Origin of the sequence: Pseudosulfitobacter sp. SM2401, from assembly GCF_042932805.1 — a bacterium.
Classification (GTDB): Bacteria; Pseudomonadota; Alphaproteobacteria; order Rhodobacterales; family Rhodobacteraceae; genus Ascidiaceihabitans.
This window is the reverse complement of record NZ_CP170633.1, coordinates 1,294,105-1,309,419: the sequence shown is the minus strand read 5'-3', so window position 1 is coordinate 1,309,419 and position 15,315 is coordinate 1,294,105. Positions and strand designations below refer to the sequence as shown.

The 15,315-nt window shown below is 56.2% G+C and carries 13 protein-coding genes; 5 read left to right on the top strand and 8 right to left on the bottom strand.

Annotated features, from left to right (window positions below):
* Positions 1–44: 44 nt before the first annotated feature.
* The 8 genes from bamA to pyrH form a co-directional block, all read right to left on the bottom strand.
* Positions 45–2,396 carry an outer membrane protein assembly factor BamA gene (gene bamA, locus ACFIO0_RS06480; RefSeq protein ID WP_390914539.1) on the bottom strand — a complete coding sequence of 784 codons (2,352 nt, stop codon included), beginning with the start codon at positions 2,394–2,396 and terminating at the stop codon, positions 45–47.
* A gap of 144 nt (positions 2,397–2,540) precedes the next feature.
* Positions 2,541–2,666: a hypothetical protein gene (locus ACFIO0_RS06475; protein ID WP_390914538.1), complete on the bottom strand. Its 126-nt coding sequence runs from the start codon at positions 2,664–2,666 to the stop codon at positions 2,541–2,543.
* Between the two features lie 115 nt (positions 2,667–2,781).
* Positions 2,782–4,131, bottom strand: coding sequence for an RIP metalloprotease RseP (gene rseP, locus ACFIO0_RS06470; RefSeq protein ID WP_390914537.1), 1,350 nt, complete (start codon positions 4,129–4,131; stop codon positions 2,782–2,784).
* A gap of 5 nt (positions 4,132–4,136) precedes the next feature.
* Positions 4,137–5,330 carry a 1-deoxy-D-xylulose-5-phosphate reductoisomerase gene (gene dxr / locus ACFIO0_RS06465; protein WP_390914536.1) on the bottom strand — a complete coding sequence of 398 codons (1,194 nt, stop codon included), beginning with the start codon at positions 5,328–5,330 and terminating at the stop codon, positions 4,137–4,139.
* On the bottom strand, positions 5,327–6,118 hold the full coding sequence (locus tag ACFIO0_RS06460; RefSeq protein WP_390914535.1) for a phosphatidate cytidylyltransferase: 792 nt from the start codon (positions 6,116–6,118) through the stop codon (positions 5,327–5,329). The genes dxr and ACFIO0_RS06460 overlap by 4 nt, the downstream gene beginning before the upstream one ends.
* Complete coding sequence (gene uppS / locus ACFIO0_RS06455) at positions 6,115–6,912, bottom strand: polyprenyl diphosphate synthase (protein WP_390914534.1); 798 nt, start codon at positions 6,910–6,912, stop codon at positions 6,115–6,117. The genes ACFIO0_RS06460 and uppS overlap by 4 nt, the downstream gene beginning before the upstream one ends.
* 20 nt (positions 6,913–6,932) lie before the next feature.
* Positions 6,933–7,496 (bottom strand): ribosome recycling factor, encoded by a 564-nt coding sequence (frr, locus tag ACFIO0_RS06450; protein WP_390914533.1) that lies wholly within the window; start codon positions 7,494–7,496, stop codon positions 6,933–6,935.
* A 118-nt stretch (positions 7,497–7,614) separates the two neighbouring features.
* The gene (gene pyrH, locus ACFIO0_RS06445) at positions 7,615–8,352 is read right to left on the bottom strand and encodes a UMP kinase (RefSeq protein ID WP_390914532.1); all 738 of its coding nucleotides are present in this window, start codon (positions 8,350–8,352) and stop codon (positions 7,615–7,617) included.
* 93 nt (positions 8,353–8,445) lie between these two features.
* Here pyrH and miaA point away from each other — a divergent pair, with 93 nt between their 5' ends.
* The 5 genes from miaA to ACFIO0_RS06420 all read left to right on the top strand — a co-directional run bounded on the left by miaA (position 8,446) and on the right by ACFIO0_RS06420 (position 15,303).
* Positions 8,446–9,333: a tRNA (adenosine(37)-N6)-dimethylallyltransferase MiaA gene (gene miaA / locus ACFIO0_RS06440; RefSeq protein WP_390914531.1), complete on the top strand. Its 888-nt coding sequence runs from the start codon at positions 8,446–8,448 to the stop codon at positions 9,331–9,333.
* Between the two features lie 79 nt (positions 9,334–9,412).
* Positions 9,413–10,216 (top strand): helix-turn-helix domain-containing protein, encoded by an 804-nt coding sequence (locus ACFIO0_RS06435; protein WP_390914530.1) that lies wholly within the window; start codon positions 9,413–9,415, stop codon positions 10,214–10,216.
* A 324-nt stretch (positions 10,217–10,540) separates the two neighbouring features.
* Positions 10,541–11,638 (top strand): ABC transporter permease subunit, encoded by a 1,098-nt coding sequence (locus tag ACFIO0_RS06430; RefSeq protein WP_390914529.1) that lies wholly within the window; start codon positions 10,541–10,543, stop codon positions 11,636–11,638.
* A gap of 15 nt (positions 11,639–11,653) precedes the next feature.
* The gene (locus tag ACFIO0_RS06425) at positions 11,654–13,120 is read left to right on the top strand and encodes an ABC transporter permease subunit (RefSeq protein ID WP_390914528.1); all 1,467 of its coding nucleotides are present in this window, start codon (positions 11,654–11,656) and stop codon (positions 13,118–13,120) included.
* A gap of 95 nt (positions 13,121–13,215) precedes the next feature.
* Positions 13,216–15,303 carry a dipeptide ABC transporter ATP-binding protein gene (locus ACFIO0_RS06420; protein WP_390914527.1) on the top strand — a complete coding sequence of 696 codons (2,088 nt, stop codon included), beginning with the start codon at positions 13,216–13,218 and terminating at the stop codon, positions 15,301–15,303.
* The last annotated feature ends 12 nt before the right edge of the window (positions 15,304–15,315 follow it).

Genomic DNA, 15,315 nt, shown 5'->3' with positions numbered 1-15,315 from the left:
ATTTTCAAACATGATTTGCTAAACGGGGTTTGTCCCATAGCGGATCAGAACTTGGTGGTCAGCGTCAAATCAAACGTCTGCTCGATGTCGTAGTCTTCTTTTTTGATGGCCTCGGTAAAGTTGAACCGCAGTGGGCCAACCGGCGTTTCCCAAAGGATGCCAAAGCCGATGACATGACGGAACGCGCCACTCTCGCCATCTACAGCCGTGCCACCTGTGTTCACGTCGCTTAGGTCCCAAAGGTTGGCAACGTCGTAAAACAGCGCGCCTGTGATGCCATATTCCTCAGGTAAACCCAGAGGGAATTCGGCTTCAAAACGGGCCACCACAAACAAGTTGCCGCCCAATGCATCGCCTTTCACACCGTCGCGCGGGCCAATACCGCCTGTCTCAAACCCACGGAACGTTTGTGAGGAAATAATAAAGCGATCCGCAGCACGGTTTGTCCCGCTGACCCACGACAATCCACCGGCTTCCAAAGTCGCACGCAATGTGACCTCTTCGTTAAAGATTTTGCGCTGCGCAATCGCTTTGGCCGTGGTTTTGATGTACTCGCTGTCCCCGCCAACGCCGGCAAAGTCTTGGCCGAACTGGAATAAAAATCCACGATCCGTATCAATGCCGGTGGTGCGTGTGTCATAGGTGTATTGGTAGCCAAGGGCAGACGATATTTGCGGACCTGCTGCAATGTCGGACGCGATGATTGTGCCGTTAACGGACGTGTCACGCTCGAGCACATCAATGCGCTCTGCAGTGTAGCGCAGTTGCAAACGGGCATTTTCAGCAATCGGGAACGACAGGCTTGGCCGAAAGAATATCTGCTCTGTGTCATACGTAGCGTAATCGCTGTCTGTTTCGCTATAGCTCAGCGCGATTGCAAACTCTACATTCCGGCCCAAGAATGCAGGCTCTGCGAACCGGAATCCGTAGCTCTCGGATTCTTCTGCCGTTGAAAAATCAAGGCTAAGTTGTTGGCCCCGACCCACAAAGTTCTTTTCCACAAAACTGATCGCAAGACCAAACCCGTCAGTTGCTGAAAATGATCCACCAAAACTGAGCGCCCCGGTCGGTTGTTCGACAACATCAACATCAACAATGACCTGATCCGGCGCAGAGCCTTCTCGGGCATTCACTTGCGAGGATGAAAAGAAATCCAATGCGCGAATGCGTTCCGCGGCTTCGCGAATTTCGCGCGGGTTCAACGGGTCACCTTCGACGGAGTCGAATTGACGGCGGATCACTTGATCCAGTGTCGTCGTGTTGCCTTCGATGTCGATGCGTTCCACAAATTCGCGTGGACCGCGTGACAGAACGAATTCGACATCCAGCGTCAGATCGCGGTCATTGCGTTTGATACGCGGTTCGACCCGCAGAAAATCAACACCTTGCTTGACGGCTAAACGCTCCATGCGGGCGATCTCTTGCTCCACCAAGGTAGGCGAATAAACGACACCGGGGCGGACACGAATGACGTCTTGGTAGTCATCTGAATCCACTGAATTGATGTTGGAAACAGTGGTGATTTCGCCAAATTTGAATTGCTGGCCCTCTTGGATATTGAAGGCGAGGAAATAGCCATCACGTTCTTGCGCCAATTGTGCGTTCACAGAATTAGTGCGGAAATCGATGTAGCCACGCGACAAGTAAAAATCTTGTAGGATTTGCTTGTCGAATTCGATGCGATCCTCAACAAACGTGTCTTTGCGCACCAACGCGCGGAACAGACCGGCTTGTTTGGTATCCAGAACACGGCGCAAACGATTGTCAGAATAAATACGGTTGCCCACAAAGCTCAGGCGTTCGATTTCGACAACGTCACCTTCGAAAATCTCGAACACCACATCAACCCGGTTGTTGGACCGTTTGATGATGCGCGGGGTGACACGTGCCGCCAAACGGCCGTCGTTTGTGTAGGCTTCGGCGATGGCCGCGGCGTCCGCTTCGACAACGGAGGGGTTGAAAACGCGGCGTTCAGCAGAGGTAACCAAAGCCGACATCGCTTCATCTTTGATGCGGCGGTTGCCCTCAAAGCTGACGCGATTGATTGTCGGAAATTCAACAACTGTGATGCGCAACGTGTTTCCGGCAGGCGCCATTTCAACGCTTTCGAACAATCCGCTGTTTTGCAGACGTTGATAGGCGTCATTTAGCTGGCCGGCGCTGACCGTTTGGCCCTGTGCGATTCCCGACTGAGAAATCACCGCTGAATCGCCAATTCTCGCATTGCCTTCAACGACAACGCGATTGAATTTGAAATTCTGCGCAACAGCAGGTGCCGATTGCACCGCCCAAACCGCTGAAATTAGTAGAAAAACGCCAAATGCGCGTACAATTGTCTGCACACTCGTTGATCCGACTTTTTTGCCTGCACGCATTTTCGAAAACCCCAGTCTCATGGATTGCCCCCACCTTCAGACATCTATTTCTTTCTGAGTACCGAGAATACAAAGGCTTGTCAAAACGACAAAGGCCCAGACACGGTGGTCTGAGCACTTAATTTTCACAACATGTGGTGGGTATCGCTGCTGGTGGGCGGCGGATTAAAGCCCGCTCATCCAAATGCCCAAGCAAAGGCCGGCTGTCAGCGTGCCCAAATACAAGGCGCGATCCCAGTTCAAGTCTAGGAGTAGGCTTAGGCCGCGGTAGCTGGATTGAAGCGTCTGCATGGTCGAATTCCTTTTGTTAAGAAAACTCTACCTCGCGAATGTGGTGGCAATTGGGACCAAATGTGGCAGCAATTGGGCAGGCCAATATGTGGCCCGCCCTGATGCGCAACGCCCGTTACGGACAGAATATATCGTTGAACAACGAAAACATCATCAGCCCCAACACCAAGGTCAGACCGATCGTCATCAAAATGCGCAGCGCGCGATCGCTTGGCGGGCGTCCGGTGACAGATTCAAAGGCGTAAAACACCAGATGACCGCCATCCAATGCTGGGATCGGGAACAGGTTTAGCAGTCCCACCGCTGTGCTCAGCACCGCAATGAACCAGATAAAGCTGTCGACGCCTTGGCTTGCCATCGCGCCCGATGTTTGCGCAATGCCGATTGGGCCAGACAGATTGCAGGTGCTGATTTGCCCGGCGATCATAGACCCCAATCCGGTGATCGACCCGGTGATGATCCGCCCCACTTGCGACACGCTGCCACTTAAGGCATCCCAGACGCCGACACTTTCGTAGGCAGGTTCGAACGCCATGCTTGACGCCACACCGATGCGCCAATACGTGACGAAACCGCCCTCGTCCTGCGGTTCATCCACACGTTTCGGGGTCAAGGTAATGTCGCGCGATACGCCATCGCTCCAAACGATCAGCGGGATGCCGCGACCGTCCGAGGATTCGACCACGCGCGCCAGATCGCCAAACGCGTAAATGCGCGTGCCGTCCACGTGGGTGATCACGTCGCCCTCTTTCAGGCCAGCCACTTGCGCCGCACTGCGCGGCGTCACACCGCCGACACGCGCCGGTGCCAGAAACGGGCCAACAGTACTGACAGTTTCGCCGTCACGCTCGACCTCGTAGGCCAATTCCGCCTGCCGTGGCAAAGCGTTGGCGAATTTCAAAACGTCATTTCCGATAAAACTGGGCACCTCTTGGCCCTCGATCCGCAAAATACGGTCGCCAGGTTGCAAGCCGCTTTGCACATCAGGCAATGAGCGCAGTTTGGATACAGTCAGGGGGTCGCTGGGCGTGCCCGACCACATCACCACGCCAAAAAACAGGATTGCCGAGAATGCAAAGTTGAACACAGGCCCGGCCGCCACGGTCAATGCACGGGCCCAAAGTGGCGCGCCGTGCATGGTTTTGCGCAATGCTTCTGGATCTGCTGCAACCTCTTCCATCGCCTCTTCGTCTTTGCCAGAGGCCGCGTTGGCGTCGCCGGCGAATTTCACGTAGCCGCCCAAAGGCAGCAGCGCGATTTGCCACTGGGTGCCGCGCTTGTCCTTACGGCTCCAGATGACGGGGCCAAAGCCGATGCTAAACACATCCGCATGAATGCCCGACCAACGGCCCACAATGTAGTGACCATATTCATGGATCGCGACGATCACGCTGAGCGCCACAATAAAGGCGAGGATCACCCAGAAAAATCCACCAAACTGACCAACCAGTGTTCCGATATCCAACGTTTTTATCCTGCTCTGTTTTTTATTGCCGCTTGGGCGGCCTTGCGTGCGAGATGGTTCACCTCGCGCACATTATCAAGTGTCATCGTGGCATCAATGTGGCTGGCATTCAGCGCACCACCATCGCGATTGGCAGTGTCCAACACAACCGCCACGATATCGGCCATCTGGGTAAACTGAATGTGACCGCCAATGAAACCATCCAGCGCGATTTCTTTGGCCGCGTTGAACACCGCCCCTGCCATGCCGCCACGTTCCATCACCTCGCGTGCAAGGCGCAAAGCAGGCCAGCGGGTTTCATCAGGGGCACGAAACGTCAGCGCGCCGATTTGCACCAGATCCAGACGCGCAACCGGCAAGGTTTTGCGCGTCGGCCAGTGCAGCGCAAAGCCAATTGCGTGGCGCATATCCGGCGGGCCAACATGCGCCATCAAGGCACCATCGTTGAACCCGACCAATGCGTGAATCATCGATTCCGGATGCACGACAGTTTCGATTTGGGATGGAGAGACCTCAAAAAACTCACGGGTTTCAATCAGTTCCATGGCCTTGTTGAACATCGACGCAGAATCAATCGTGATCCGTTGGCCCATGTCCCAGTTGGGATGCGAGGACGCCTGCGCCAGTGACGCATTCGCCAGATCCGCAATCGGCCAGTCGCGAAATGCACCACCGCTGGCGGTGATAATGATCCGCTCGACCGCTGCGATGTTTTCACCGATCAAAGCTTGGAAAACGGCGGAATGTTCGCTGTCCACTGGCAGGATGCGCGCGCCGTGTGTCGCCGCCGTCGCCTTGATCAACGCACCGGCACACACCAGCGATTCCTTGTTGGCCAGCGCCAAAGTTGCGCCTTGCGCCAAGGCGGCCATGCCCGGGGCCAAACCCGCAGCCCCGACAATCGCTGACATGACCCAATCGGCAGGGCGCGCTGCGGCCTCGTCCAAGGCCGCCTGCCCCGCGGCCGCCTGAACCCCACTGCCCGCCAATGCAGCACGCAAATCATCCAGCAAATCATCGTGGGCCGTCACTGCGATATCTGCGTTCAGCTTGATCGCGTCACGCGCAAGCTGCCCAATATTGCGCGCGCCGGTCAGGGCCACCACGTCGTAGTGATCCGGATCGCGTGCGATCAAATCAATGGTATTTTGTCCGATCGAGCCCGTGGCCCCAAGTATACTAACCCGCCGTTTTGTCATGCGAGCCCAGGGGGAAAGCCGATGATTTGCCCCACGATCAACAAGAACACGGACGCGCCCAACATCCCGTCAAAGCGGTCCAAAACGCCGCCGTGACCCGGGATCAATGCGCTGGAATCCTTGACGTCCATCATCCGTTTGATTGCGCTTTCGGCGATGTCGCCCATTTGCGACGCCATTGAGATTGCGATCGAAATGCCAATCAATTCGAATGTGGCACCGGAGTTCAGTGCAAAACCCCAGCCGACCAGTGCCGCCCCGATCCAGCCAAAACCAGTGCCCGCCCATGTCTTTTTCGGGCTGACTGCCGGCCAGAATTTCGGCCCGCCGATCAAACGCCCTGCGAAATAGCCCAGCACGTCTGTGGCCACGACGACGCAGATCAGCCACATCATCCAGCCAAGCCCCAGATCATCGCGCACCGACATCATGCCAAAGCCCGCCAGCAAAACCATCACCGCAAAGATCATAAAAATAACGCGGTGCTTGTTCAGTTGGCCAAAGCCGACAAAGGCTGGTGCCATTAGCAACGGAAAGGAAAACCCGGACGGTAAATAGATCGCGATGATCAAGGCGACGCCGCTAAGGGTGCCCAGTTGCAGGGCCAATGGCGCGTTGCGCGGTGCAATCATGCGCACCAATTCCCAGATCATCAAACCGCAAATCAACGAGACCAGGACGTGGAACGCGTGGGACCCCATCCAAACGCCCCAAATTCCGACCAATACCATCGCAAGGGCCGAGCTGAGGCGAATGGCAAGATCGGCCCATTTGAGATTTCCGCTCATGTTTTCACCGCCCCAAACCGACGCTCGCGTCCGCCATACGAGGCACATAGCTTCGCAAATTCCTCTTTCGAGAAATCAGGCCAGAGCGTTTCAATGAATTCGTATTCTGCGTAGGCCGACTGCCACAGCAGGAAATTCGAAATGCGGGCTTCGCCACTGGTGCGGATCACGAGGTCCGGATCAGGTAAAACGTAAGTATCCAAATACTTTGGCAGGGTTTCTTCATCTACATCTTCGGGGCTCAGACGGCCCGCTGCGACCTCTTCAGCCAGACGTTTTGTAGCGCGGGCCACCTCGTCGCGGCCACCGTAATTCAACGCAATTGTCAGGTTGATCGAGGTGTTGTGGGCGGTCATGTCCTCAAGATCGTCCATCAGTTTGATCAGTTTAGCATCCAGACGCACCCGATCCCCGATGAACCGCACGCGCGCGCCAAACCCGTCCAACGCGCGGGCCTCTTTGGTGATGTAGCGGCGAAACAGGCTCATTAGTCCTGCCACTTCGACCTGCGTGCGTTTCCAGTTTTCCGTCGAGAATGCAAAGATCGTGAGGTATTTCACCCCGACGTCAGGGCAGCTTTCGACGATTTCGCGCACGCGTTTTGCACCGGCGTGGTGCCCAAACAGACGCGGACGCCCGCGCTGTGTCGCCCACCGCCCGTTGCCATCCATAATGATCGCCACGTGGCGCGGTCCATGATCTTGGGCTGCGGCCTGTTCAACGGTTTGTTCTGCTCGATCAGCGATGGCGATATCCTCGTTGTTCTGAGTGTGTTTCACCAAATCAGGTGTCATTCACGCGCAATCGGCCGCTTTTAAACCTGCATAATCTCTGCTTGTTTGGTCTCAAGCATCTCATCAACCAGTTTGATGTATTTGTTGGTCATGTCCTGCATTTCGGTTTCCCAGATTTTCTGGTCATCCTCGGACATGCCATCGTTCTTGGCTTTTTTGATCTGGTCCATGCCATCACGGCGAATGTTGCGCACGGAAATCCGTGCACTTTCGGAATACTGTCCGGCAACTTTGGTCAGATCGCGACGGCGCTCTTCGTTCAGCTCGGGGATCGGCAGCATGATGATTGTGCCGTTCAACTGCGGATTGATCCCCAGCCCGCTTTCGCGGATCGCTTTTTCGACGGCTTGGACCATCGATTTGTCCCAGACGTTGATCGTGACCATGCGTGGCTCAGGTACGTTGACCGTTCCGACCTGGTTGATCGGGGTGCGCTGGCCATAGGCCTCGACCATGATCGGTTCCAACATCGACGCAGAACCGCGCCCTGTGCGCAGCGATGCAAATTCAGTTTTCAGCGAACTCATCGCGCCATCCATGCGGCGTTCAAGGTCGTCTGTATCAAGCATAAAGTCTTCTGACATTGTGGTGTGCCTGCCGTTTTTTATTGATTTAAACCGTATACTTTCAATTTGCCCAGCGATCCAGCGCTATTAGCGTCAGCTATGGCGCAGGTTTTGAGCAAATTTCACGCAGTCCCCGTCAGTCGCCGACGGTTGTGTAAGTGCCCTCGCCCGCCAAAATCCCGCGGAACCCGCCCGGCTCGTCCAAAGAAAACACGATGATCGGCAAGTTGTTGTCACGGGCCAATGCGATGGCGGATGCATCCATAACCCCGAGACGCTTTTGCAGCACATCGTCGTAGCTGACGTTGTCGTAGCGCACTGCGTCGTCGTGTTTCTTAGGGTCTTTGTCGTAAACACCGTCTACCTGTTTGCCCATAAAGATCGCCTCGCAGGCCATTTCGTTGGCCCGCAGCGCAGAGGCAGTGTCGGTCGTGAAATACGGGTTGCCTGTGCCGGCGGCAAAGATGCAAACGCGCTTTTTCTCGAGGTGACGCACGGCGCGGCGACGGATGTAGGGTTCGGCGACTTCGTTCATGGTGATTGCGCTGATCACACGGGTGTGGATGCCGTGCGCTTCGAGCGAGGATTGCATCGCCAGCGCGTTCATCACCGTGGCCAGCATGCCCATGTAGTCAGCCGTGGTGCGTTCCATCCCTTGGGCCGAGCCTTGCAGCCCGCGAAAAATGTTACCGCCACCGATGACCATGCAAATTTCAACACCCATGTCGTGCACAGATTTCACCTCGGCCGCGATGCGTTCAACCGTGGGGGGATGCAGGCCAAAGCCCTGATCGCCCATCAACGCCTCCCCCGAAATTTTGAGCATCACCCGTTTGAACGTGGTCTTGTTTTCAGCGGTCTCGGGTGACGACATGTGGGCGCTCCTGCAATTTATGTTTTGTTTCGGCGTAAAATGTCGCAAACCAGCCCAGAATTCAATCCAACTTTGAGGCAACGCGCAAAAGAAATGGATATTTTGGACGCATTCGGGTTGGCGCATATTCGCGCTGACCAGCCGGTGCTGATCGCAGGGCCGACAGCCTCCGGTAAATCCGCGCTGGCTTTGGCGATTGCGCGCAGTGGCGGCGGGGTCGTTATAAATGCCGATGCAAGCCAGATTTATGGCTGTTGGCGCACAATTACCGCCTGCCCGTCCGTCGCCGAAGAGGCGCTCGTCCCCCATAAATTGTACCGTCACGTGGCCTATGATGCCCCCTATTCGGCGGGTCACTGGCTACGCGATATTTTGCCGCTGTTAGGCGGTTCCGCGCGCCCGATCTTCGTTGGCGGTACCGGTTTGTACTTTTCCGCTCTTACGAACGGGCTGGCAGACATCCCTGCAACGCCTCCAGAGGTGCGCAAAGCCGCAGATGATCTGACCCGCGAACACATGTTGGCGGCCCTTGATTCTACCACCTGCGCGCGCATTGACGTGCAAAACCGCGCCCGCGTGCAGCGCGCCTACGAGGTTCTAACCGCAACCGGCACCAGCCTTGCGACGTGGCAAGACGCGACCCCTGCGCCACTGCTGAACACCGCTGAGGCCACTTGCATCGTGATGGATGCACCCAAAGACTGGCTGACTCCGCGCATCGCGCAGCGCTTTGACCTGATGATCGACGACGGCGCGCTGGACGAAATCGCAGCCATGAAAACCCGCTTTGATCCTGCCCTGCCCTCATGCCGCGCGATCGGAGTGCCCGAATTAATGGCCCACGCAATTGGCGAGATATCCTTGGATCAAGCCCGCGAGGCCGCGATCATCGCAACCCGTCAGTATGCCAAACGCCAACGCACGTGGTTCCGTTCAAAAATGAAGGACTGGATCAGGGTTGATCCCAGCCAGATTGCATAAACCACACAGAACCGAGTTAAAATTCTATCGTCCAGTATCAAAAATTGACTAAAACAATCCATTCACACAGATTCCGTGTATGTTTGGACATATTGATATTATCAGCCTCGCGGCGATGATCGGCACCCAACCTTGGCGGCTGTCTTTGGCACATGAAAGCCAACAGGACATGGTGATCTGGATCACCCGTGGCCAAGGTCGATTGCTGTTGAACGGCACCCGTCGCGGCGTTGGTGTGCACAACGCGATCTACGTGCCCAGCGGTCAGATCTTTGCGCTGGATATGGGCCGTCAGGGGCTTGGCCAAGTGGCGGTCTGCCCTGTTGGCAATGACTTGCGTCTGCCCGAACAGCCCCGCCAGATCAGAGTACGCGACAACGATGCCATCGGCGAGATGTCAGGTCTGCTTGAGGCCGCAGGGCGTGAAGTGGCGCGCGGACGTGCCTTGGCCCAAGACGCGCTGGATGCACACATGGGGTTGATTTCGGTGTGGTTGCGCCGCCAGATCGCCTTGCCTGAAAACCTGCCCGTCAAACAAAACGCCTCTGCCCGCTTGTCTGCACGGTTTTGCGACAATCTGATCCGCCCCGAGATGCAAGGGTTCAGCATGGCGGATCACGCCGCCGAGCTAAGCGTGACGCCAACGCATCTGACGCGCGCCTGCAAAGCCGCCACAGGACGCACGGCGGCGGACATCATAACAGAGCGCCAGTTGCACAGTGCGCAATCCGCGCTCATCGACACCGACGTGCCATTTCAGGAAATCGCACGGCACTTGCGCTTCGGCAGCGCCGCCTATTTCACCCGCTTTATTCAGCACCACACCTCTAAAACCCCAAGTGCTTTGCGCAAAGGGTCAGGAAAATCGACGGTTTCGCCCTAATCCGCCAGTCGAATTCCCTACAAAGCCGCGATGTCGTTTTCAGACGTCTTGGTGTCGCTGGATCACGACTATTTGGGCAAACTTCACATTGACCTACGACGCGTTCTGTTGCCTGATGGGCGGATGGGGATTGAGGTGCATGTTTGAGTGTATGGGATTGGTGACGCACCGTGCGGACCCGGTTTTAACATCTGAGCGGCGTAATTTTCATGCAAATTCACAGGTGCCATCGGCGCTACACACGGCTGGAGAAGAACCGAAAATCGGTCGCTCCTTATAACATAGGCAGAATAATCTGCCGCAAGCCTACCAACAGGGGCACCCATGGGAATATTCATACTCAGACGTCTGGGCGTGATGTTATTGACGGCACTTTGCCTGACATTCATCGTGTTTTTCCTGACGAACCTTTATCCAAACCTTGAAAAGCTCGCCAAAACCCAAGGCAACTTTCGCATGTCCGAAGAGGCTGTGGAAAGCTATCTGGGGGATCGCGGATACCTCGATGCAATGCCCGTAAAATTCGGCCGCTGGGTTGGCGTTATGCCGGGCTGGGTCACCGAAAAAGTCGATGATGACGGGAACCCCATCGTCACGGGACGTTGTTTTGCGCGCAACACCCCCCAAGACCAACGGGCAACGTTCTGCGGCGTTCTGCAAGGCCATTGGGGCTCTTCTACGGTGTTCAAAACCGACGTTGGCGGGCTGGTCATGACGCGCCTCGGGGCCACGGGCAAACTGATGGGCTTTGTTTTGCTGCTGATGGTGCCAATGGCACTAGGGGTCGGCGTTCTGGCGGGCATGCGCGAAGGATCGCGTTTGGACCGTTCGCTATCAACATTCTCGATCGCGACCACTGCGACGCCCGAATACGTCTCTGGCGTTATATTCATTGCGCTTTTGGCGTCCTCGAAAAACGGTCTGTCACCGCTGTTGGTTGACTGGGGCTGGATGGACGCAAAGACGCTGTTCTCGGGCTCTGCCACCCGCGCGGTTGACGATGCGACGTTCAAGAACTTCTTCCTGCCCGTTCTAACCATCTCGCTGTACGGCATGGGCTATATCGCGCGGATGACGCGGGCCTCGATGACCGAAGTCATGACGGCGCAGTACATTCGCACCGCCCGCCTAAAGGGCGTCAGCTTTGGTAACGTGGTGATGAAACACGCGCTGCGCAACGCGCTGATCGCGCCGTTCACTGTCATTATGTTGCAAATCCCGTGGCTGTTGAACGGGGTTGTGATCGTCGAGACCTTGTTCAACTACAAGGGCTTTGGCTGGTTGTTAGTGCAAGCCGCATCCAACAACGACATCGAACTTTTACTGGCCGTTTCGGTCGTCTCTGTTGTGGTGGTTCTGCTGACCCAGCTGATATCTGATATCGGTTATGTCTTTTTGAACCCACGCATTCGCATTTCATAAAGGGAGGATGAGCACATGGAACCATTAACATGGACAGGCAGCCTGAGCGCGCTAAACCTGTTTTTCACCCTCGCTGTTTGCCTCTTTGCCATTCTGGTGGTGGTGCAAATTGTGACATCGCTGTTTGTGACGGACGAACCTATTCGGATGCAATCTGACGGAACCGCCAGCAGCAGTGCCGGTGTGTCTGGGCTGGTTGGCACCGGCGTCAAATTCAGCTTTATACTGGTGATCGGCATTGTCCTGATCTACCTGCTGGCTGGCATCCTGATGGGGCCAAAGGCTGGCATTTTTGGTGGCATGGCGCAGCAGTTGTTGCCAGTCTGGATCGCAATGATTGTGATCTTTGCCGCCTCGTTCAAGTTCAAACGCAAGCTTGGTCTGTACGGCAAATTGTTTGACAGCACCGTGGGCATGATCGGGTTTGGCATCGTTCTGTTCTGGGTTTTGGCGGGTGTTATGGGCGGTGTGTTTGACATGCTGGTCACGCACAACAGCCTGTCTCAGGTGTCGGGAATGAAGAACAAATTGCCCGGAACACCCCTGCGCGGGGCGACAGACGGCGATTATCAGTGGTTCCTGCTGGGAGGAGACAACCTTGCGCGCGACGTCTTTAGCCGTCTGTTCAAAGGCGCGTGGATCGTCGTTCTGATTGCACCGATGGCGACGCTGTTTGCCTTTATGGTCGGCATCACGCTGGGTCTGCCTGCGGGCTACTACGGCGGTCGCCTGGACACGATCCTGTCGTTCCTCGCGAACCTGATCCTGGCCTTTCCGGTCATCTTGTTGTTCTACCTGCTGGTCACGCCAGAGATTGTCGCCACGGGTATTCCGAACTACATGGCTGCGGTGCTGTTCGTGTTCCCGCTGATCTTCTTTGCCATACTGCTGAATTCGCGCTTTTACACACAGCCATCGGTGCGCACACCGCTGCTGATCGTGGTGCTGGGCGTGTTGGCGTGGGCCTATCTGTCGTTGATTTCAAATGACGGCGCGATCGTTGCGACCAAGACCTATTGGATCCCCGGTCTGCCCGCGGTTCTGGACGGAATCAACATGCCCCCTGCCATTCTGGTGGTGTTCGTGTCGGTGGTGTTTGTGAACTCGCCCACCGTGTTCCGGATCGTGCGCGGCCTCGCGTTGGACATCAAAACCCGCGACTACGTGGCAGCCGCACAAACCCGTGGTGAGGGGCCGTGGTACATCATGCTTTGGGAAATTCTGCCCAACGCCCGTGGCCCGCTGATCGTAGATTTCTGCCTGCGCATTGGCTACACGACAATCCTTTTGGGCACGCTCGGCTTTTTTGGTCTGGGTTTGGAATCTGAAAGCCCGGATTGGGGCACAACGATTAACGCCGGTCGCCGCCTGTTGGCGCTGTATCCGCACGCAGCAATTGCCCCAGCCTTGTCCTTGCTGACGTTGGTGTTGGGTCTAAACCTGCTGGCGGATGGTCTGCGCGAAGAAAGCCTGCGCGACTGATAAACGGAGCCGTCCCGGGGGCGCTGCCCCCGGACCCCCGAAGTATTTTTGATCAGAACAAACTGCACCACGCAGGTCTGATCTGGGAGACGAAGATGACAAAGCTAGATTACGACGGGCCGATCCTAGAGATTGATCAACTGTCGATTTCCTTTTTTACGCGGTTGCGCGAAATTCCTGCGGTGATGGATTTTTCGGTCACGGTTCAACCGGGCGAAGCCGTTGGGTTGGTTGGTGAATCAGGGTGCGGAAAATCTACGGTGGCCCTTGGGGTCATGCAGGATTTGGGCAAAAACGGGCGCGTTGTTGGTGGTTCGATCAAGTTCAAGGGCCGCGATCTGGGCACGATGAGCATGGAAGAGTTGCGCGATATTCGCGGATCCGAGATTGCCATGATTTACCAAGAACCGATGGCGTCGTTGAACCCTGCGATGAAGATCGGCAAGCAGCTGATGGAAGTCCCGATGATCCATCAGGGCATGTCATCTGACGACGCTTACGAGCGCGCGTTACAGGTTGTCACGGATGTGAAACTGCCCGATCCCAAACGCATTTTGGAGTCATTTCCCCATCAGTTATCAGGTGGCCAGCAACAGCGTATCGTCATTGCGATGGCGTTGATGTCAGAGCCGTCTTTGCTGATCTTGGACGAACCTACGACGGCCCTCGATGTGACAGTCGAGGCCGCCGTGGTCGAGCTGGTCAAAGACCTTGGCAAGAAATACGGCACCTCGATGCTGTTCATCTCTCACAACTTGGGTCTGGTGCTGGAAACCTGTGACCGCATCTGTGTGATGTATTCCGGCGAGGCCGTCGAAACCGGTCGCATCGAAGACGTGTTCGACAAGATGCAACACCCGTATACGCAGGCCCTATTCCGTTCGATCCCCCTGCCCGGTGCGGACAAAAACGCACGGCCTTTGGTGGCGATCCCCGGTAACTTTCCGTTGCCACACGAGCGCCCCTCGGGTTGTAATTTTGGACCGCGCTGCGACTACTTTGAGGCCGGACGCTGTGACCGCGCCAAAGCGATCCCGATGGAAACGGTTGAACATGGTGACCGCCACGAAAGCCGCTGTCTGAAGTTTGGCGAAATCGATTGGGACGCGCCGTTGGAACTGGGCGAGGTCAAACAAAAAGGCGAAATTGGCGAGGTTGTCTTGTCGATGAAGAACCTTAAGAAATACTACGAGGTGGCGGCGAACGCGATGTTTGGGGGCGGATCGACCAAAGTGGTCAAGGCCAACGAGACCCTGACATTCGAGGCGCGTGAATCCGAAACATTGGCCATCGTGGGCGAATCCGGTTGCGGTAAATCCACCTTTGCCAAGGTCCTAATGGGGCTGGAAACAGCGAGTGACGGCACGATCTTGCTGGACGGAGAAGAAATCCAGGACACGCCAATCGAGGCACGCACAACCAAGAACGTCGCCGACATCCAGATGGTGTTCCAGAACCCGTTTGACACGCTGAACCCGTCGATGACAGTTGGCCGCCAAATCATTCGCGCGTTGGAAATTTTCAAGGTCGGCAAAAACGAGGCCGAGCGCCGCGTGCGCATGCTAGAACTGCTCGATCTGGTGAAACTGCCCCGTGAATTTGCCGACCGCATGCCGCGCCAGCTGTCCGGTGGACAAAAGCAACGGGTCGGAATTGCGCGCGCCTTTGCCGGGGATGCGCGCATCGTTGTGGCGGATGAACCTGTTTCAGCGCTTGACGTGTCGGTGCAAGCCGCGGTCACTGATTTGTTGATGGAAATCCAGCGCGAACACAAAACCACGCTGCTGTTTATCAGCCACGATTTGTCGATTGTGCGCTACCTTAGCGATCGTGTGATGGTGATGTATCTGGGGCATGTGGTGGAATTGGGCACAACCGATCAGGTGTTTTCGCCCCCCTATCATCCCTACACCGAGGCGTTGCTGTCAGCCGTGCCAATCGCGGATACATCGGTGGAAAAACAGCACATCGTGCTTGAGGGCGACATCCCGTCGGCGATGAACCCGCCCCCCGGTTGCCCGTTCCAGACGCGGTGTCGTTGGAAATCGGACGTGCCCGGTGGCTTGTGTGAAAAAGACATCCCGCCTGTGCGTAAACTGGCCGATGGCCATCAGGTCAAATGCCACCTCAGCGACGACATTCTGTCCAGGATGGAGCCTGTGATCAAGATCGCAGCGCAATAACCCTAAAGCCGG

What these genes read in the sequence shown, in the direction of transcription:
- bamA (WP_390914539.1), bottom strand. Translation starts at nt 2,396, where the DNA reads ATGAGACTGGGGTTTTCGAAAATGCGTGCAGGCAAAAAAGTCGGATCA.
- ACFIO0_RS06475 (WP_390914538.1), bottom strand. Translation starts at nt 2,666, where the DNA reads ATGCAGACGCTTCAATCCAGCTACCGCGGCCTAAGCCTACTCCTAGAC.
- dxr (WP_390914536.1), bottom strand. Translation starts at nt 5,330, where the DNA reads ATGACAAAACGGCGGGTTAGTATACTTGGGGCCACGGGCTCGATCGGA.
- ACFIO0_RS06460 (WP_390914535.1), bottom strand. Translation starts at nt 6,118, where the DNA reads ATGAGCGGAAATCTCAAATGGGCCGATCTTGCCATTCGCCTCAGCTCG.
- uppS (WP_390914534.1), bottom strand. Translation starts at nt 6,912, where the DNA reads ATGACACCTGATTTGGTGAAACACACTCAGAACAACGAGGATATCGCC.
- frr (WP_390914533.1), bottom strand. Translation starts at nt 7,496, where the DNA reads ATGTCAGAAGACTTTATGCTTGATACAGACGACCTTGAACGCCGCATG.
- pyrH (WP_390914532.1), bottom strand. Translation starts at nt 8,352, where the DNA reads ATGTCGTCACCCGAGACCGCTGAAAACAAGACCACGTTCAAACGGGTG.
- miaA (WP_390914531.1), top strand. Translation starts at nt 8,446, where the DNA reads ATGGATATTTTGGACGCATTCGGGTTGGCGCATATTCGCGCTGACCAG.
- ACFIO0_RS06435 (WP_390914530.1), top strand. Translation starts at nt 9,413, where the DNA reads ATGTTTGGACATATTGATATTATCAGCCTCGCGGCGATGATCGGCACC.
- ACFIO0_RS06430 (WP_390914529.1), top strand. Translation starts at nt 10,541, where the DNA reads ATGGGAATATTCATACTCAGACGTCTGGGCGTGATGTTATTGACGGCA.
- ACFIO0_RS06425 (WP_390914528.1), top strand. Translation starts at nt 11,654, where the DNA reads ATGGAACCATTAACATGGACAGGCAGCCTGAGCGCGCTAAACCTGTTT.
- ACFIO0_RS06420 (WP_390914527.1), top strand. Translation starts at nt 13,216, where the DNA reads ATGACAAAGCTAGATTACGACGGGCCGATCCTAGAGATTGATCAACTG.